Below are 18,881 nucleotides of genomic sequence, written 5' to 3' on the forward strand. Positions count from 1 at the left end.
TACCTAACGGGCCGCCGGGCACGGATTCACCGCTTGGCGCATGTGGACGACCATCATTTCCCACGGCCGGACTTTCGTGCTGACAACCTGCCAGAGTGAACAAACTCGCGGCGAACATCATCCCAGCTAGCATCATTTTCATCTTTTTTTCCCTGAATAAGGCAACCCAACGTTGCCCACTAAGCGTAGCTGCCAACCGGAGGCTGTCAAAAGTCGTGACGTCGTTGTACGGCTCCCCATTGTGGCGCAGTCGTGCGCGATTAACGTGCTTTCACGGCTGCGCGAAGCCACCGAAACAGGCATAAGTATTCGATCTTGTATTCAAGCCCGTATCCCGTCTGATTGTCCGCGCGTTCACCCCGACACCGCCCTTTTTTGGCACGGCTTATGCAGCTTGCACCGTATCGTTTACGGTGGGAGAAACAGCATGTTTGACAGGTTACTGGACAGCGAAGCCACGGTGCTTGCCGCATTGATTAAACGGGGAGAGGTTTCGGCACGCGAGCTCACCCTGGCGGCGCTTGAGCGGATGTCACAGCGCGAACCGCTGATTCACGCGTTTTGTACGCCCACCCCCGAAAGCGCGTTACAGCAGGCAGAGGCGGTAGATCGGAAACGCGCACGCGGTGAAGCCGTCGGCGCGCTGGCGGGTGTGCCGCTGGCGGTGAAAGACCTCATTTGCACCGCTGGGGTACGCACCACATCGGGTTCGCGCGCCTATGCGGACTTTGTACCGGAGCACGACGATATTTGTGTGGAACGCCTGCTGGCGGCGGATGCGGTGCTGCTGGGTAAAACCACGGCACCTGAATTTGGCTACAGCGCAGTAGGCCATAATCCACTGTTTCCGTCACCGCGTAACCCGTGGGACCTCAGCAAAACACCGGGCGGATCGAGTGCGGGATCGGGTGCTGCGCTGGCGGCGGGTCTGTGCCCGATAGCGCTTGGCAGCGACGGCGGCGGTTCGGTACGCATCCCGGCGGCACACTGCGGCGTGTTCGGTTTTAAAGCGTCGATGGGGCGTGTACCGCTTTGGCCAGGCTGTCGCGATGAGCGTTATCCCGGTGTTTCAAGCTGGGAATCACTGGAGCACATTGGTCCGATGACGCGCACGGTGCGCGACAGCGCGCTGATGATGTCCATTATGGCTGGCCCCGATATGCGCGACCGCCACTCCATTCCCTGCGCCGACGTAGACTGGCTGGCGTCGCTGGAGAAACCGCTCAGCGGCTTGCGCATTGCGTTTAGCGTCGACTTTGGGCATATCGCTGTCGATCCGGAAGTTCGTGACGTTGTCACGAATGCAGCGCGCCGCTTTGCGCGTGAACTTGGCGCTGAACTGGAAGAGGTGCATCCGGATATCAACGATGAAAGCGCTACCTTTGCCGCGCTGGTGGCTTTTGAGAGCGATCTTACCGGTATGCGAAAGATGGCAGCGACACAAGGCAGCGGTATGTCACCACACCTGCGTGCGCTGATACAACATGAATGGCGCGCTGAGACCTTTACCGATGCCAACACCGCACGGAAAAAGATCTGTAATCAGCTGTGGCGCTTTATGCAGCGCTATGATCTGCTGCTTACGCCCACGCTGGCGGTACCGCCTTTTGCGCTAAACATGCAAGGCCCGGAAATCATTGATGGCCGCATGGTGCGAAACGATCACTGGCTCTCCTTCTGCTATCCGTTCAATTTTAGCGGGCAACCGGCAGCCTCCGTTCCAGCAGGCTTCACCGCTGGCGGGCTGCCGATTGGACTGCAAATCGTGGGTCGTCACCTGGACGATGGCCTTGTGCTGGCGGCAAGTGCCGCTTTTGAGCGCATTCAACCCTGGAATTCCTTCCGTCCTGTCTGTTTCGGAGCTTCCCATGCATAAACACGCTTCCCCTGCGCTTGAGCAGGAATTTGAACATGAGCCGGTGCCGCTGAGCCATCGTCATTCTACACGCTCGGTCTCTGCGGTGTGGTTCGGTTTCCCGATGATCCTCACCAATGCGTTGTTCGGCGGTATCATTACCTGGCACCTTGGCTTCTGGCCTGCGCTGGTGGCGATTTTGCTGGGCAACCTGGTGCTCTTCGCTTACGTCGGCGCACTAAGCTGGTTTGCCGGGCGAACCGGTATGAACTTCGCGCTGCAGGCCAAACGTACCTTCGGTACCAAAGGCTATATCCTGGTCTCAGGCTTTCTCTCCACCGTGGTAATTGGCTGGTATGCCTTTCAAACCGGCTTAACCGGTACGGTGATTAATCAAACGTTTGGCTGGAATGCGCTGGCCGTCACGGCTTTCTCAATGGTGCTCTATACCGCCGTCACCTTTCTCGGCGTGCGTGCGCTTTCGCTGCTGGGCATGATCGCCGCACCGCTGTTTGTCGTGCTGGGCTTGGTGGCACTGTGGTTGGTGGGGCAGCAGCATGACTTCAGCGCCGTGATGCAATGGAAGGGCGCGCCGAGCGCGGCAGGAGCAATGAGTATGGGCACGGCAGTGACGATGGTCATTGCAGGCTTCGCCGACTCCGGCACCATGACCGCTGACTTCACGCGCTGGTCAAAAGATGGTCGCTCGGCGGTGATCGCCGCCTTCTCCGCGTTTCCTTTAGCCAACGTCATCTCTTACCTGTTTGGCGTGGTGATTGTGGCCGTGGGTGCCGCCGTTGACCCGGTAAACAACGGCGGGAATTTCCTGTCGCTGTTGATGGGGCACGGCGCGCTGCTCTCCACCGTGGCATGCCTGTTCGTGTTTATTAATCTTGGCTCGGTATGTACACACTGTCTTTATAACGGGGCCGTGGGCTTTAGCCACCTGTTTAACAGCAAGATGCGCGTGTGGACGCTGATTCTGGGTGCCGTTGGCGGACTGCTCGCGCTGGCCGGTGTCTGGTCCTATTTTCTGGAATGGTTAAGCCTGCTCGGCATGGTAGTGCCGCCGTTTGGCGCGGTGATGATCGTGGATTTAATTTTTATGGCGCGCTTTAGCGAACAGCGTGCGCCGCAGCGCATGCGCGGTAGCGCCTTTGCAGCCTGGGCGATTGGCAGCGCCTGCGCCATCGTGGCGCATCTGGCTTTCCCGCAATTGGGTGAAGCGGTGATCGGTCTGTTCGCAGCGGCCCTCAGTTATACCCTCATCATTAAGCTTCGTGGCGAAAAAACGCTGCGCATCCTGGAGGAAAAAAATGCCTGAATATCGCGTGCACTCAACGCCCTACGCGTGGCCGTTCGACGGTGCTTTTTCCCCTGCGGACACGGCACTGCTGATCATCGACATGCAAACGGATTTTTGCGGCAAAGGCGGTTACGTGGACAGCATGGGTTATGACATTGCGCTGACACGCGCGCCGATTGCGCCGCTGCAGCGCGTGCTGGCGCAGCTGCGTGAGTTGGGGTTCCCGATCATCCATACGCGCGAAGGCCATCGCCCGGATTTGAGCGACCTGCCCGCCAACAAACGCTGGCGCTCAAAACGCATGAACGCGGAGATCGGTGCGCCGGGCCCCTGCGGGCGAATTTTAGTGCGGGGCGAACCCGGCTGGGAAATTATCCCCGAACTGGCGCCGCTGCCGCACGAAGTCATCATTGATAAACCGGGTAAAGGCTCGTTCTATGCTACCGATTTGGAACTGATTTTACGCAGTCAGGGTATCCGCAATCTGATCCTCACCGGCATTACCACCGATGTCTGCGTGCACACCACGCTGCGAGAAGCCAACGATCGGGGCTTTGAGTGTCTGGTGTTGGGCGACTGCTGCGCCGCCACAGAACGCAAGCATCATGAGGCGGCGCTCAGCATGATCCACATGCAGGGCGGTATTTTCGGTGCGGTAGCCAATGCTGAAACCTTACTGACAGCGTTGATCTGACCTCAGGCCAGCCCGACAAGGGCTTCGCCTACGGCGTCAAACAGGCGATCAAGCTCGGCGGGCTGGGTGGTAAACATCGGGCCAAACTGCAGCGTGTCGCCGCCAAAGCGCACGTAAAATCCTGCCTTCCAGAGCGCCATCCCGGCCTCGAAGGGGCGTACTGTTATATCGCCGTCACGCGGTGCCAACTGGATGGCGCCTACCAGTCCTGCATTACGAATATCAATGACGTGCGGGCAGTGACGTAGCGCATGCAGCGCGCGTTCAAAGACGGGGGCGAGGTCAGCGGACTGCGACAGCAGCGCGTCATTTTCTAGCAGATCAAGCGTGGCCAGCGCGGCAGCGCAGGCCACGGGATGGGCCGAGTAGGTATAACCGTGGGCGAACTCCACCGCGTGTTCGGGCAGAGATTGCGCCATGAAAGTTTGATAAATTTCACGGCTGGCCACCACGCCACCCATCGGAATGGCTCCGTTAGTGATCTGTTTGGCAAAGTTGAGCAAATCCGGCGTGACGCCGAAATACTCGGCGCCGCTCCAGCGGCCCATGCGGCCAAATCCTGTGATCACCTCATCAAATATCAGCAGGATATCGTGCTGTGTGCAGATCTCCCGCAGCCGCTGCAGGTAGCCGTGCGGCGGTATAATCGCACCCGCCGATCCCGAAAGCGGCTCGACGATCACGGCGGCAATATTCGACGCGTCGTGCAGCTCAATCAACTTCAGCATTTCATTTGCCAGCGCAACGCCGCCGGTCTCCGCTTGTCCACGGGTGAAAGCCAGCTCGCTTTGCAGCGTATGCGGGAGATGGTCGACATCCAAAAACTGACCAAACATTTTGCGATTGCCGCCGATACCGCCCAAGCTGGTGCCTGCCAGATTAACACCGTGATAGCCGCGCGCACGCCCGATAAATTTGGTTTTTTGCGGCTGCCCTTTAATGCGCCAGTAGGCGCGCGCCATTTTTACGGCGGTATCTGCCGATTCAGAGCCGGAGCCGGTAAAAAACACGTGATTTAAGTCACCGGGCATGCGCTGCGCGATCCGGTCGGCCAGCTGGAACGAGAGCGGATGCGCATATTGAAAGCCGGGGGAATAATCCAGCGTGCCCAGCTGCTTTGCGACGGCCTGCTGAATTTCCGGACGCGTATGGCCTGCACCGCAGGTCCAAAGGCCAGAGAGGCTGTCGAAAATCTGGCGTCCGTGATTGTCGGTTAACCAGCGGCCGTGCGCGGCGGTAATGATACGGGGATCGCGATGAAACTGGCGATTTGCGCTGAAGGGCAGCCAGTGGGCGTGGAAATTCAGGTCGGCAGAGGGGTTTTGGGTTGTCATGGGCATTCTCCACAGGTCAGTCATGAGAGTTTGCAATTAAGTGACAGTTACGATAAATCATTTTTTATGCATCTTCAGATAGGGAAAAACTCACCTGAATGAAAGCCAAACCTTTAGGGCAGGTCACGGATTTTGACCTTAAGTTACTGCGCATCTTCAAAACCGTGAACGCCTGCGGCAGTTTTTCCGCCGCCGAGAGTTTGCTTGGGATCTCGCGTTCCGCCATCAGCCTGCATATGAGCGATCTTGAGCAGCGGCTCGGTATGCGACTGTGTCAGCGTGGGCGCGCGGGATTTGCGCTCACCGAAGAGGGGCGGGAAATATTGCGCCACAGCGAGAGCATGATGGCGGCGATTGAACATTTCCGTCTGCAGGTGAATCAGATGCATAAACAGCTGCGCGGCGAGCTCAATCTTGGACTCATCAATAATTTGGTTACCCAACCGCATATGAAGATCACGCGTGCGCTGGAGGCCCTGCGCGAGGCTGGCCCCGATATCCGCCTCAACATCAGCATGATGACGCCGGCAGAGATTGAGTGCGGCCTGCTGGACGGCCGCTTGCACGTGGGGGCCTTACCGCTGATCGCGCCGATTTCAGGACTGACCTATCAGCCGTTGTACGATGAACGTTCGCAGCTCTACTGCAGCCGACAGCACCCGCTGTTTTCAACTGAAGAAGTGATAACCGAGCAGATTCTCAAGAACTTTGACGCCATCGCGCCCGCGTTTCGTATGAACCAGGCTGCTATTGACCTGCATCAGACCCTCACGTGTACCGCTACGGCTTCCGATCGTGAAGGCATCGCTTTTTTGATTCTAACCGGCCGCTTTATGGGTTTTTTACCGGATCATTACGCGGCGCAGTGGGTACAAAACGGCACGCTGCGCGCATTGGCACCGCAGCGTTTCTTCTTTACCAGTCCGATAGCGGTGGTGACGCGAAAAGCGCAGCAGCCCAACGCGATAATGGAAAGGTTTATGGCCGCGCTGTTGGCGTAAATCGCGGCGCGCGACCTTTATAATTACAACATACTGTTAGTGAGATAGGTAATATCATCTCAACGTGCCGTGCGCTTAGGGGTAAAACAGGAAAGGCAGGGCGGCACGGTGCCGCCCTGAAAGCAGTTAAGCGCGCATGGGTTCGCTGCGCACTGGGCGATCGCCCGCCACGAAGTAATCTGCCGTACTGCGCGGCAGTGGCTCGCGACCACGAATGTTATCCGCGATTTTCTCGCCAATCATAATCGTGGTGGCGTTGAGGTTGCCGGTAATGATCAGTGGCATGATTGAGGCATCGACCACGCGCAGACCTTGTAAACCGTGGACGCGGCCTTCGCCGTCCACAACGGCCATCTCATCGTTGCCCATTTTACAGGTGCCGCACGGGTGATAAGCGGTCTCTGCATGATTGCGCACGAACTCATCCAACTGTTCATCGGTCTGGCAATCGATACCCGGACTGATCTCCCGGCCACGATACTTATCCAGCGCGGGCTGGTTGATGATTTGGCGTGTAATGCGAATCGCATCGCGGAACTCATGCCAATCCTGTTCATGCGACATGTAGTTAAACAGAATCGCAGGATGACGGCGCGGATCGCGCGATTTGATCCGTACATGGCCGCGGCTCGGCGAACGCATCGAGCCAACGTGGCACTGGAAGCCATGAGCCTCTACTGCGTTGGAGCCGTTGTAGTTAATGGCCACTGGCAGGAAGTGGTACTGAATATTGGGCCAGGTGAACTCCTCGCGGCTGCGAATAAATCCGCCGCCCTCAAAGTGGTTACTTGCGCCGACACCCGTGCCGTTAAACAGCCACTCGGCACCAATTTTAGGCTGATTCCACCACTTCAGTGCCGGGTAAAGGGACACCGGTTCCTTACATTCATACTGCAGGTACATTTCCAGATGGTCCTGCAGGTTCTCACCGACACCGGGCAGATCGTGCACCACCGGAATATCGAACTGTTTAAGCAGCTCTGCGGAACCGACACCAGAACGCTGCAAAATTTGTGGCGACGCAATCGCACCGGCGCACAGCAGCACTTCACGCCGCGCGTGAACGGTGTGGCTGGCATTGCTTGCGCCCTGCAGGTACTCAACGCCCACGGCGCGCTTGCCCTCAAACAAAATCCGGTCAGTGGTGGCGTGGGTAATAATTTTTAGATTTGGCCGCTGCTTGGCGGTATCAAGATAACCGCGCGCGGTGCTCGAGCGACGGCCTTTGGGCGTCACAAAGCGATCCATTGGGCCAAAGCCTTCCTGCTGATAGCCATTCAAATCGTCGGTGCGCGGATATCCCGCCTGCACGCCCGCTTCGATCATGGCGGCAAACAGCGGATTATTGCCCGGTTTGCATGTGGTAATGCTGACCGGACCGTCTCCACCGTGATAATCATTGGCGCCGATATCGCGCGTTTCTGATTTACGGTAGTAGGGCAGGCAATTTAAATAGCTCCAGTTTTCCAAACCTGGCTGCTGCGCCCAGTTATCGAGGTCCATCGCGTTGCCGCGGATATAGCACATGCCGTTGATCAGCGATGAGCCACCAAGACCTTTGCCACGACCGCACTCCATACGGCGGTTGTTCATGTACGGCTCGGGTTCGGTTTCATAGGCCCAGTTATAGCGTTTACCCTGCAGCGGATAAGCCAGCGCGGCGGGCATTTGGGTACGGAAATCAAAACGGTAATCGGGGCCACCCGCTTCCAACAGCAGGACAGTGACATCGCTGTCTTCGGTCAGTCTTGTCGCCAAAACGTTCCCTGCGGATCCGGCTCCGATAATGATGTAATCAAATTCCATTAGTCGCTCCTCAGGTTAATATCAGGATTAAAATACCGACTGAAAACGGGTCATCTCGAGCTGAACCGATTTGACTTGGGTGTAGTTTTGCAGCGTCATCAGGCCATTCTCACGGCCTACGCCCGAATGCTTATACCCCCCAACCGGCATCTCGGCGGCAGATTCGCCCCAGGTGTTGATCCAGCAGATGCCCGCTTCAATCTGGTGAATGACGCGGTGCGCCCGATTAAGATCCTGGGTGACGATACCGGCAGCGAGGCCGTACTCAGTGGCATTGGCGCGACGAATCACTTCTTCTTCGCTCTCGTAGGTGAGAATGGACATCACCGGACCGAAGATCTCTTCGCGCACGATGGTCATCTCATCGCGACAATCGGTAAACACCGTAGGTTCAACCCATGCGCCATCGTTAAATGCGTCACCGCGCATCACGTTGCCGCCGCACAGCAGGCGGGCGCCTTCTTTTTTGCCGGTTTCGATGTAACGCATCACGTTGTCGCGGTGCGCAAAACTTACCAGTGGACCAAAGTTGGTGGCGGCATCATGAGGATCGCCTGCCTTAATGCGCGCTACGCGCTCGGCAATTTTTTCCTCGAACTGAGCGCGCAGCGACGCGGGCACAAAGACGCGGGTACCGTTGGTGCAGACCTGTCCGGAACTGTAAAAGTTAGCCATCATGGCAATGTCAGCGGCCAAATCGAGATCGGCATCGTCGCAGACGATCAGCGGGGATTTGCCACCCAGCTCCATGGTGACGTCTTTGAGCGTCGAGCCTGCGGCATTGGCCATGACTTTTTTACCGCTGGCAACGCCGCCGGTGAATGACACTTTATCGATGCCGGGATGCTCCGTGAGCAGTTTGCCGGTGACGGCGCCACGTCCGTTAAGCACGTTAAATACGCCGTCGGGCACGCCTGCTTCGCGGTAGATTTCTGCCAGTTTCAGCGCGGTGAGCGGGGTGACTTCGCTGGGTTTGAAGATCATTGCGTTGCCCGCAGCCAGCGCAGGCGCGGATTTCCACAGCGCAATCTGAATGGGGTAGTTCCATGCGCCAATGCCGGCTACCACGCCCAGCGGCTCGCGGCGAGTATAAACGAATGAGGTGTCGCGCAAGGGGATCTGCTGTCCTTCAAGGGCAGGGATCAGGCCTGCGTAATATTCCAGCACGTCGGCACCCGTAACGATATCCACCGACTGGGTTTCACTTAACGGTTTACCGGTATCGAGGGTTTCCAGCGCAGCCAGCTCATCGTTGCGTTCACGCAGAATATCGACGGCTTTGCGCAGAATGCGCGAGCGTTCCATGGCGGTCATGGCGGCCCAGATTTTCTGGCCTTTTTTCGCTGCCGTGACGGCGCGATCGACATCCGCACGATCGGCTTCATGGACGTCGGCGAGCACTTCGCCATTAGCGGGATTGATGGTCTGAAACGTGTTACCCGCTTCAGCAGGTACGTAGGCGCCATCAATATAAAGGTGCTGCTCGTTGAATCGGGACATGCTTTCTCCTTCCTCAGTGATTCGATGCGTCAGCCAATTGCTGACGAATAAATTGGGCGGTAAGCGTTTTCGCGATGTCAGGGTTAAACGGTTTGCCGCTCAATGCGGCGCGCAACCAGAGTCCGTCGATCAGCGCCGCCAGTCCGTGTGCGGCAAGTCGTGCTTTTTCGCGCGGCAGTTCACGACGAAATTCCACCGCGAGGGCAGAAAACAGCCGTCGGCTGCTTACGCGCTCCAAACGCCCCAGCGGGGGCTGATGTATGCTGCTGGCCCAGAAATCGAGCCAGGCTTTCATTGCGGCGCTGTGCACCTGCGTATCATCAAAATTGCCTTCCACAATCGCCAGTAACCGCGCTTCGGTGCTCGCGCCCGTTAACGGTTTTAAGCGCACGGCCACGGCATCGCGAAGCTGGCGCGTTACGTCGCGCATCGTGGCTTCGAGAAGCCCGTTCTTATCCTTGAAATAGTGGCTGATGATGCCGGTTGAGACGCCCGCCCGACGTGCTATCTGCGCGATAGTGGCATCGTTAATGCCCACGTCGTTGATGGTGTCCAGCGTTGCATCAATCAGCTGCCGACGACGAATCGGCTGCATTCCCACCTTTGGCATACCTTGTCTCGCTTCACCGCAATGTCTGGTCACTATTAAAACTTTTTTTGATTGCACGTTCAATATAAAAAAGAATCTTGTTAGGATATTGCGCTGCAATTGTTACAAAAGCGAAACGGGAGCTAAGATCATAGACCATGCCTGAACGGCCTTAAGGAAGTACGGTCGAGAAGAACAAAAAGGCTGGGGCCAGGGACTAAATAATAAATTGAATCTAAACAGGAAATTAACCAGAGGTAATCGATGATTAATCCACCTGCCAGTGAAAAAGACAGAATCAATCCTGTGGTGTTTTACACCTCAGCCGGACTGATTCTGACGTTTTCACTTGTCACCATTCTCTATAGCGAGCTGGCTGCCAGCGTGATCCAAGCCGTTGTGAATTGGGTCTCCACGACGTTTGGCTGGTATTACATGCTGGCCGCGACGCTCTATATCGTATTTGTTGTCTACATGGCCTGCTCGCGCTACGGGGCGATTAAACTCGGGCCAGAACAGTCGAAACCTGAATTTAGCTTGTTAAGTTGGTCGGCCATGCTCTTTGCGGCAGGCATCGGTATTGACCTGATGTTTTTCTCGGTGGCCGAACCGGTTACGCAATACATGCAGCCCCCCGAGGGTGCTGGGCAGACGCTTGAGGCCGCGCGTCAGGCAATGGTGTGGACGCTGTTTCACTATGGCTTAACCGGCTGGTCGATGTATGCGCTGATGGGCATTGCGCTGGGTTACTTCAGCTACCGTTACAATTTGCCGCTGACCATTCGTTCTGCGCTGTATCCCATTTTCGGCAAACGCATCAATGGCCCTATTGGGCACACGGTCGACATTGCGGCGGTGATCGGCACCATTTTTGGTATTGCGACTACGCTGGGCATCGGCGTAGTACAGCTGAATTACGGCCTGAAAGTGTTGTTTGATGTGCCGGAGGGGCTGACCGCGCAATTGGCGCTGATCGTTCTCTCGGTGATCATTGCCACCATTTCCGTGACGTCGGGCGTTGATAAAGGCATTCGTTTTTTGTCCGAGTTAAACGTGGCGCTGGCGCTTGGCCTGATTCTGTTCGTGCTGTTTATGGGCAAAACCGATTTCCTGCTCAATGCCCTGGTGCTTAACGTCGGCGATTATATCAATCGCTTTATGGGTATGACGCTGAACACGTTTGCTTTTGACCGTCCGACACAGTGGATGAACAGTTGGACGCTGTTTTTCTGGGCGTGGTGGGTGGCCTGGTCACCGTTTGTCGGCCTGTTCCTGGCGCGTATCTCACGCGGTCGCACCATTCGTGAGTTTGTGCTCGGCACCCTGATCATTCCGTTTACCTTTACGCTGCTGTGGTTATCGGTGTTTGGTAACGCGGCGCTGTATGAAATCATTCACGGCGACGCCGGTTTTGCGCAGGAAGTCATGGCGCATGCGGAACGCGGGTTCTACAGCCTGCTGGCGCAATATCCGGCGTTTAAACTCAGCGCCTCCGTAGCGACCATTACCGGGATGCTGTTTTATGTTACCTCCGCGGATTCTGGCTCACTGGTACTGGGTAACTTCACCTCGAAGCTCAAGGATATCAACAGCGATGCCCCGAACTGGTTGCGTATTTTCTGGTCGATTGCCATCGGTGTACTGACCATGGGTATGTTGATGACCAACGGTATTTCTGCTCTGCAGAACACCACGGTGATCATGGGCTTACCGTTTAGCTTTGTGATTTTCTTCGTGATGGCCGGGCTGTATAAATCGTTGAAAGTGGAAGATCATCGTCGCGTCAGCGCCAGCCGCGACACCGCGCCCTATATTCCTGCCAGCAACGATCGCTTGAGCTGGAAAAAGCGCCTGTCGCGTCTGATGAACTATCCCGGTACGCGCTATACCCAGCAGATGATGGAGAACGTGCTCTATCCTGCGATGCAGGATGTGGCCAAAGAGCTGGAGCTGCGCGGTGCACGCGTGACGCTGCAAAAAGTAGAGGCAGAGGAGGGCCAGCCATTAGGCCATCTCGATCTGCGTGTGGATCTCGGCGAGGAGCAGGAGTTCGTGTATCAAGTTTGGCCGCAGCAGTATTCAATACCCGGCTTTACCTACCGCGCACGCAGCGGCAAATCGCACTATTTCCGTCTCGAAACCTTTTTGCTTGAGGGCAGTCAGGGCAACGATCTGATGGATTACAACAAAGAGCAGGTGATTATCGATATTCTCGATCAGTACGAGCGACACCTGAACTTTATTCATCTGCATCGTGAAGCCCCCGGTGGGAATATCGTGTATCCGTCGATGTAAGTTCAAAAAGCGCACGTTAGTGCGCTTTTTTTTGCCGCGGGTAGCGGGAGGGTGCCTTTGCCACTTGCCGTGGCGAGGCTTTTGCCGCAGGCAGCGGCTGGCGTGCTTTTCGCTGGTGCGGTGCATCTTTCGTTCGCCAGGGCACTGGCAGGTGCTTTTGCCACTTGCCGTGGCGGGGCTTTTGCCGCGGGCAGCGGCTAGGGTGCTTTTCGCTGGCGCGGTGCATATTTCGTTCGCCATGGCACTGGCAGGTGCTTTTGCCGCGTTGCGGCGACCGAGCAGAGGGTAGATTCGCCACGGGCAGTGGCTGTGGTGCTTTCAGTTTGCACCGAGCGTGTTTCGTTCGCCATGGCACTGGCAGGTGCTTTTGCCGCGCTGCGGCGACCGAGCAGAGGGCGCCAGGCCGCGCCCTCTGCACTCCCCGGCCCTGCGCCAGCCCCACTCGCCGCTGCGCGGTGCCTTCACTCCCTCAGCCTTCCTGACGGACCGGCGTCGATTCGCTCCTGCTCAACGCCGCCTCTCGCGGCATCCATGCCGCTCGCCCTGGAAGGCCTCCTTCGTTCAGCGAGTGGGGATGGCGCTATCAACCCCCGCTGCAAGCCATGACTTTTTTCGCAGCCGCCGCGCGGCGGGAAGATTTTTAAGGTGCATTCAGACCGTACTGCGTTAAGCAAAACTTTTCTTTCGTGTTTTTACGTCTTTTAAGGTCACTGCGTGGCGGTAAGACTTTTAAGTAACATCCCGCACGCGTAGTTTTAAACAGAACTCTTTTTATTTATTTTTCAGCCAGATTTTCTTTTTCAGCCAGCCACTGTCTTCGCAAACCCGTTTACGGCCCCCCAGACAACACCACACACAAAAAAGGAAAAATGCCCTTACAGGCGAGGGTGTTGAGCGCCATCCGGAGCGCCGAACGGAGCGTGACGGCCAGGACGAAGCGGCATGGATGCCGCTGAGAGGGCGGAATGAGCCAGGGATGGCGAATCCGCGCGGTCCGTGAGGCTGGCGCGGCGGAGTGAGGGAACAGCGGAGGCTGGCGCAGGGCGCGGATTGCAAAGGGCCGCGCCCATCGGCCCTTTGCCCGTACGCCGCAGCGGGGCGGCTGCAACTCCCGCAGGGGTAGCGGGCGGAACCCGCTCAGGGTTCAGTAAAAACCGGCTTTGCGGGCCGGAACCCGCGCAGAGTCAAACCGGTTTGGCGGGCCGGAATCCCGCTCAGCTCCCATGACCCGCTCAGGTCCCCCCTCGCTTATTTGCTGTCGCCAACTAGACTAACAAACTGCTTAAAAGGGGAATGACATGAAATTAGGTTTTGCATGCAAGTACTTTGATGCGCAGGCTAAACAGCCTTTTCCATTTAAAACCACGACGCGCACGCGGTTTTTGAGCCTCGACGATGGCGCACGCGCGGTGCTATTGGCGCAGTTGGCGACGCAGAATCTTGAAAACCTCTATCAGATGCTAAAGTCGCTGGCGACGCTGCCGGACGCGTTGCGCATGTTGCGCATCGGCAGCGACTTATTGCCGTTGTATACGGTCCCGGAAGCCACACGCGTTTATGCCGATCTCTTGAGCGATCTGCGTCCGCTATTCAGCCGCTGCGGCGAGTACGCGCGCGCGCAGAACATTCGGCTCTCCTTTCATCCAGGACAGTATTCGGTGCTGGCGTCAGAGAATCCGGGTGTGGTAGATCGTGCCATTGAGGATGTGGAGTATCATGCACTCTGTGCCGTGATGATGGGCTTCGGCCAGCAGTTTCAGGATTTCAAAATCAACATTCATATGAACGGCAAACTGGGCTTTGAAGGCTTTCGCGCGGCGTTTAAGCGGCTCAGTCCGGCGGCGCAGAATATGCTGACCGTCGAAAATGACGAAATTTCCTGCTCGCTGGATGATGTCCTGCAAGCGCGTGCGCTCTGTCCAGTGGTGCTGGACATTCACCATCATTGGGTTAAAGAAAACGCCTTTATAAAGCCCGACGACGCGCGCATACCACTGATTATTGAGTCCTGGCGCGGTGTACGACCGGTGTTGCATTACTCGATTGCCCAAGAGGGATTAATCCCCGACAGCGGCTTTCCCGATCAGGATGACCTTGCTGCCAGCAAACCCAAGCTGCGTGCGCATTCCGACTATTACTTCAACCCCACGCTGAATGACTGGGCGCTCTCGTTTAGCGCCTTTGACATCATGTGTGAGGTGAAAATGAAAAATCTGGCGCGCGACCGGCTTTATCACTACGGCGTTGAGCGTGGCGTCATCAACGCGTGATGCACGCTGCACGGCAGGCGACACAGCGGTGTGGCAGCCGCTGTGTCGTGGGACTCATTCCATGCTGAGGTCGCGCCCGTTACTGGCGATGACTTTCTTGTACCACCAGAACGATTTTTTTCGCACGCGCTCAAGCGTACCGTTGCCTTTATCGTCGCGGTCAACGTAGACAAACCCGTAGCGCTTACTCATTTCGCCCGTTGAGGCAGCCACCAGATCGATGCAGCCCCACGTGGTATAACCGATCACCGGGATGCCATCGGCGATGGCGTCGCCCATCGCGCGAATATGCTGCTGTAAATAGCGGATGCGGTAATCGTCATGGATCTCGCCGTTGGCATCCCTTTCATCGCGCGCGCCCAAGCCGTTCTCCACTAAAAACAGCGGCTTTTGGTAGCGGTCATACATCATGTTCATGGTAATGCGTAATCCAAGGGGATCGATACCCCAGCCCCAGGCGCTGCGTTCAATGTGCGGATTCGTTAGGGACTTCACGACATTGGCTGCACTGCTGTTACGCTCATTCATGTCTGCCGAGGCGCAGCGCGACGCGTAATAGCTGAACGAGACGAAATCCACGGTGTGCCGCAGCGTCTCCGCATCGCCATCCTGCCATTCAATCTCGATGCCTTTCTCACGAAACAGCCGCGCGGCATAAGACGGGTAGGCGCCGCGCGCCTGGACATCAATGAAAAACAGGTTCTCCCGATCTTTCTCCAGTGCCGCCCAGACATCCTCCGGTTTACAGGACCACGGGTAAAAATTGCCACCGGCCAGCATACATCCCACCTGATTTTGCGGGTTAACCTCATGGGCAATTTTCGTCGCGAGCGCACTTGCCACCAGCTCGTGGTGCGCCGCCTGATATTTGACCTGCTCTGGATTCTCGTCGGGTTCAAATACTAACCCGGCGCCCGAAAAGGGGCTGTGCAGCAAGATATTGATCTCGTTGAAGGTCAGCCAATATTTCACCAAACCATCAAAAGCTTCAAAGCAGGTGCGCGCGTAGCGGGCAAAAAACGTGACCAATTGGCGATTACGCCAGGAGCCATATTCGGTGACCAAGTGCATCGGCACGTCAAAATGGCTGAGCGTCACCAGCGGCGCGATCCCGTACTTGCGGCACTCTTCAAATAGGCTCCGATAGAACGCAATCCCTGCCGCGTTAGGCGTAAGCTCATCACCTTTAGGGTAAATGCGGCTCCAGGCGATCGAGGTACGAAATACGGTAAAGCCCATTTCGGCCATCAGCGCGATATCGTCTTTATAACGACGATAGAAGTCGATGGCGTCGTGGCTCGGGTAATACTCGTCGTCGCGCAGGGCGACGCGTTTCTCTAAACCCAGTTTTACCGGCAGGCGATGGGGCCCGTGTGGAATCATGTCAACGGTGGTTAATCCCTTGCCGTCGGCCAGATAACTCCCCTCCGACTGATTAGCGGCTAGCGCGCCGCCCCATAAAAATCCCTCTGGAAAAGTAACGTCAGACATGCCTACCTCAATCATTAATTAGCGTTAACCGTCTTCGCCGCTTCAGCCACCGCAGGGGGCGGCGTATCGGCCACGGGAATATCTTCAAAGCCCAGGATGAGCGTCAGAACAAACGAGAGCACCACCGACAGCAACATCACGCCGCCTACCCAGACGATGCTCATGGGATTGGCCGGATCGAAAAACTGGACGCTGGTGAATAATCCAGGTGCCGCCATGGAGTGGCTTGCCAATCCGCCGATACCCGCGACGGCGCCGCAGATAAATCCGCTGATCAAGCTGGCCACCAGCGGACGCTTTAATCTCACGGCCACGGCGTAGAGCGCCGGTTCAGAGATGCCGGCAACAATCGCGGAGGCCGCCGCCGCAAAGGCGGTCTGGCGCAATTCCGGGTTTTTGGTTTTAAATGCCACGGCGAGTGACGATCCGCCCAGCGATAAATTGGCGCCGATTTCTGAAGGCATTACCATGCCCTCTTTACCCGTTTCCGCGATGGTTTGAATAATGGTAGGCGTGAATACGCGGTGCATCCCGGTCATCACCAGCAGCGGCCACAGCGCGCCCATGATGGCAACAGAGAGCCAGCCAAGGTAGCCATGGATGGTGTAAACCAGTGCGGAAATGCCGCTGCCGATCCAGATACCCAGCGGACCGATTAGCACAATGGCGATCGGTGCGGCGACGAGCACAATCAGCATGGGTTTAAGGAAGTTTTTCGTCACGGCCGGCGTAATGCGATCGATCCAATACTCAATGTGCGACAGAATCCAGGTCATCACCAGCGCCGGAATAACGGTATAGGTGTATTTCACGGCGGTGACTGGAATACCGGCGAACTCCACCGGCTGGCCCTGCGCGGCTTTGGCCATCAGTTCGATAAAGTTGGGATGCACCAGCACGCCCGCAATGGCAATCGCCAGCGACATATTGGTTTTAAATTTCAGCGCGGCAGAAGCGGCCACCATGACCGGCAGGAAGAAAAACGCGCCATCGCCGATCACGTTAAGGATAGTGAGCGTCGAGGAGCCCTTGACCAGCACGCCGCTCATTTCCAACATCATGGCCAGCAATTTCACCATTGACCCGCCAATGATGGCAGGAATCAACGGCGACATCGTGCCCACCAGCGCATCCAGAATGCCTGCGCCGACGGTGCGTAGCGTAATTTTCCGCTTGATGGGCGCATGGGGCGCGTTATCGGGCGTGCCAAGCTTCAAGACTTCCTGATAAGCGAGGTTAACGTCGTTGCCAATAATCACCTGACATTGGGTATCGGTATACACCACGCCCATGACGCCGGGGATCGCTTTCAGCGCGGCGTTATCAATCTGTTCGCGCGTTTTCACCACAAAGCGCAGGCGCGTCATACAGTGTGTCACCGCCTCGATGTTGGCAAAGCCACCTAAGGCAGCCACAATCGCGCGGGAAACTTCAGCATAGTTCTTAGCCATGGCGTTCTGATCTCTGATTGAGGGTAGAGGTACCGGCAATAAGTTATGAGTATGAGAAACCGGTTTCACAAAATGATGTAAGGCAGAATCAAAGCAATCAAGCTATTTGGATTTTTGATGTTTGATTATGTGATGTGGATCCGGTAAGAAACGAGGGGAGCCGCAGATAATCCTCCATGGTGTTGGCCGCTTAGGTACACTGGGGCGAGGGAAATTCAGGAAGAGAGAAAGATGACCACCATATCCGAAGTGGCAAAAACCGCAGGCGTCTCTAAAGCGACCGTTTCGCGGGTGCTGTCCGGCAACGGCTACGTGAGTCAGGCCAAGCGTGAACAGGTGTTTCAAGCCATCGCCGCCACAGGATTTCGGCCCAATCTGCTGGCACGCAACTTAGCCGCCAAGTCCAGCCACACCATTGGTTTAGTGATGACCAATACCCTTTACGCAGGCAGTTATTTTACTGAGCTGATGCAGCACTCAGCGCGTATGTTGGAGCAGCAGGGCAGGCAGCTGCTGCTGGTTGACGGCAAACACAGCGCCGAAGAGGAGCGCGCAGCCATTCAGTTCCTGCTCGATTTGCGCTGCGACGGTATTATCATCTATCCGCGTTTTCTCAGCATTGAGGAGATGGATGCGCTGGTCGCGCAGTATAAACACCCGATCATGGTGATTAACCGTCAGCTTCGCCAGCACGACAGCTACTGCATCTACGTTGACCAGCAGCTCACCAGCGCGCAGGCGGTGGAGCAGCTGATCGCGCTGGGGCATCGAGACATTGCCTTTGTCACCGGTTCGCTGGATTCGCCCACTGGACGGGCGCGTCTGGCGGGCTATAAGACAGCGCTCATGCGGCAGGGCATCACGATTCAGGATGCGCTAATCGTAGAGGGTAAATGGCAGGCGCAGCAGGGCGTGATGGCGATTGAAACGCTACTGGCACGAGGCGTGACCTTTAGCGCCGTGGTGGCCAGTAACGATGAAATGGCAGTGGGCGTGCTGCAGGCGCTGGCAGCCCATCAGATAGCGGTGCCGCAGCAGGTTGCTGTGCTGGGCTTTGACGATATTCCGCTGGCACCGTACACCATTCCCGCGCTCGCCAGCGTCAAAATGCCGGTCACTGACATGATTCAAGAAACGCTTGAGCGCTTGACCTTTATGCTGGACGGCGGTGAGTTGCGGCAGCGCAAAAACTTCTGCGGCGAACTGCAAATTCGCGCCTCGATCGGTCCAGGACCGCATGCTGCGTAATCGCCCGAAACGCGTTTTACGTGCATAAAAAAAGCCGGACA

The 18,881-nt window shown here is 56.7% G+C and carries 13 protein-coding genes; 7 read left to right on the forward strand and 6 right to left on the reverse strand.

The window, feature by feature from the left end; translation table 11 throughout:
- The first annotated feature begins 427 nt into the window (after positions 1 to 427).
- Genes LU196_RS14290 through LU196_RS14300 form a run of 3 tightly spaced genes read left to right on the forward strand, consistent with a single transcriptional unit; the run spans position 428 to position 3,855 of the window.
- Positions 428 to 1,876, forward strand: a complete 1,449-nt coding sequence (locus tag LU196_RS14290; protein ID WP_232760375.1) for an amidase — start codon at positions 428 to 430, stop codon at positions 1,874 to 1,876.
- Positions 1,869 to 3,179, forward strand: a complete 1,311-nt coding sequence (locus LU196_RS14295; RefSeq protein WP_232760376.1) for a cytosine permease — start codon at positions 1,869 to 1,871, stop codon at positions 3,177 to 3,179. Before LU196_RS14290 ends, LU196_RS14295 begins: the two co-directional genes overlap by 8 nt.
- On the forward strand, positions 3,172 to 3,855 hold the full coding sequence (locus LU196_RS14300) for a cysteine hydrolase family protein (protein WP_232760378.1): 684 nt from the start codon (positions 3,172 to 3,174) through the stop codon (positions 3,853 to 3,855). Before LU196_RS14295 ends, LU196_RS14300 begins: the two co-directional genes overlap by 8 nt.
- Positions 3,856 to 3,857: 2 nt before the next feature.
- Here LU196_RS14300 and LU196_RS14305 read toward each other — a convergent pair whose 3' ends face one another.
- Positions 3,858 to 5,189: an aspartate aminotransferase family protein gene (locus tag LU196_RS14305; protein WP_232760379.1), complete on the reverse strand. Its 1,332-nt coding sequence runs from the start codon at positions 5,187 to 5,189 to the stop codon at positions 3,858 to 3,860.
- A gap of 98 nt (positions 5,190 to 5,287) precedes the next feature.
- Between LU196_RS14305 and LU196_RS14310 the strand changes: the two genes are divergently transcribed.
- Entirely contained in the window at positions 5,288 to 6,190 is a 903-nt protein-coding gene (locus tag LU196_RS14310) for a LysR family transcriptional regulator (protein WP_232760380.1), read from the forward strand.
- A 126-nt stretch (positions 6,191 to 6,316) separates the two neighbouring features.
- On the opposite strand, the gene betA is transcribed toward LU196_RS14310, so the two are convergent.
- From betA to betI, 3 genes are read right to left on the reverse strand one after another with little or no spacing between them, the layout of a single operon-like run.
- Positions 6,317 to 7,996: a choline dehydrogenase gene (betA, locus tag LU196_RS14315; protein WP_232760382.1), complete on the reverse strand. Its 1,680-nt coding sequence runs from the start codon at positions 7,994 to 7,996 to the stop codon at positions 6,317 to 6,319.
- Between the two features lie 27 nt (positions 7,997 to 8,023).
- Positions 8,024 to 9,496, reverse strand: a complete 1,473-nt coding sequence (gene betB / locus LU196_RS14320; RefSeq protein WP_232760384.1) for a betaine-aldehyde dehydrogenase — start codon at positions 9,494 to 9,496, stop codon at positions 8,024 to 8,026.
- 13 nt (positions 9,497 to 9,509) lie between these two features.
- A complete protein-coding gene (gene betI / locus LU196_RS14325; protein ID WP_232760385.1) occupies positions 9,510 to 10,106 on the reverse strand; it encodes a transcriptional regulator BetI in 597 nt (198 codons plus the stop codon).
- 243 nt (positions 10,107 to 10,349) lie between these two features.
- On the opposite strand from betI, the gene LU196_RS14330 reads away from it, so the two are divergent.
- Entirely contained in the window at positions 10,350 to 12,380 is a 2,031-nt protein-coding gene (locus LU196_RS14330) for a choline transporter (RefSeq protein ID WP_232760387.1), read from the forward strand.
- 1,298 nt (positions 12,381 to 13,678) lie between these two features.
- Positions 13,679 to 14,650: a UV damage endonuclease UvsE gene (locus LU196_RS14335; RefSeq protein WP_232760389.1), complete on the forward strand. Its 972-nt coding sequence runs from the start codon at positions 13,679 to 13,681 to the stop codon at positions 14,648 to 14,650.
- Positions 14,651 to 14,704: 54 nt separating this feature from the next.
- On the opposite strand, the gene LU196_RS14340 is transcribed toward LU196_RS14335, so the two are convergent.
- Both LU196_RS14340 and ascF read right to left on the reverse strand, forming a co-directional pair.
- Positions 14,705 to 16,141 carry a 6-phospho-beta-glucosidase gene (locus LU196_RS14340; RefSeq protein ID WP_232760390.1) on the reverse strand — a complete coding sequence of 479 codons (1,437 nt, stop codon included), beginning with the start codon at positions 16,139 to 16,141 and terminating at the stop codon, positions 14,705 to 14,707.
- Positions 16,142 to 16,155: 14 nt separating this feature from the next.
- Positions 16,156 to 17,592, reverse strand: a complete 1,437-nt coding sequence (gene ascF, locus LU196_RS14345; RefSeq protein WP_232760391.1) for a PTS cellobiose/arbutin/salicin transporter subunit IIBC — start codon at positions 17,590 to 17,592, stop codon at positions 16,156 to 16,158.
- Positions 17,593 to 17,823: 231 nt separating this feature from the next.
- Here ascF and LU196_RS14350 point away from each other — a divergent pair, with 231 nt between their 5' ends.
- Positions 17,824 to 18,840 carry a LacI family DNA-binding transcriptional regulator gene (locus LU196_RS14350; RefSeq protein ID WP_232760393.1) on the forward strand — a complete coding sequence of 339 codons (1,017 nt, stop codon included), beginning with the start codon at positions 17,824 to 17,826 and terminating at the stop codon, positions 18,838 to 18,840.
- The last annotated feature ends 41 nt before the right edge of the window (positions 18,841 to 18,881 follow it).

The sequence above is a fragment of the Pantoea sp. Mb-10 genome (assembly GCF_021272205.1).
In the GTDB taxonomy this organism is placed as follows: Bacteria; Pseudomonadota; Gammaproteobacteria; order Enterobacterales; family Enterobacteriaceae; genus Pantoea.

Coding starts and splice junctions, on each gene's coding strand:
- LU196_RS14330 (WP_232760387.1), top strand. CDS start 10,350: ATGATTAATCCACCTGCCAGTGAAAAAGACAGAATCAATCCTGTGGTG.
- ascF (WP_232760391.1), bottom strand. CDS start 17,592: ATGGCTAAGAACTATGCTGAAGTTTCCCGCGCGATTGTGGCTGCCTTA.
- betI (WP_232760385.1), bottom strand. CDS start 10,106: ATGCCAAAGGTGGGAATGCAGCCGATTCGTCGTCGGCAGCTGATTGAT.
- LU196_RS14290 (WP_232760375.1), top strand. CDS start 428: ATGTTTGACAGGTTACTGGACAGCGAAGCCACGGTGCTTGCCGCATTG.
- LU196_RS14300 (WP_232760378.1), top strand. CDS start 3,172: ATGCCTGAATATCGCGTGCACTCAACGCCCTACGCGTGGCCGTTCGAC.
- LU196_RS14340 (WP_232760390.1), bottom strand. CDS start 16,141: ATGTCTGACGTTACTTTTCCAGAGGGATTTTTATGGGGCGGCGCGCTA.
- betA (WP_232760382.1), bottom strand. CDS start 7,996: ATGGAATTTGATTACATCATTATCGGAGCCGGATCCGCAGGGAACGTT.
- LU196_RS14295 (WP_232760376.1), top strand. CDS start 1,869: ATGCATAAACACGCTTCCCCTGCGCTTGAGCAGGAATTTGAACATGAG.
- LU196_RS14350 (WP_232760393.1), top strand. CDS start 17,824: ATGACCACCATATCCGAAGTGGCAAAAACCGCAGGCGTCTCTAAAGCG.
- betB (WP_232760384.1), bottom strand. CDS start 9,496: ATGTCCCGATTCAACGAGCAGCACCTTTATATTGATGGCGCCTACGTA.
- LU196_RS14305 (WP_232760379.1), bottom strand. CDS start 5,189: ATGACAACCCAAAACCCCTCTGCCGACCTGAATTTCCACGCCCACTGG.
- LU196_RS14335 (WP_232760389.1), top strand. CDS start 13,679: ATGAAATTAGGTTTTGCATGCAAGTACTTTGATGCGCAGGCTAAACAG.
- LU196_RS14310 (WP_232760380.1), top strand. CDS start 5,288: ATGAAAGCCAAACCTTTAGGGCAGGTCACGGATTTTGACCTTAAGTTA.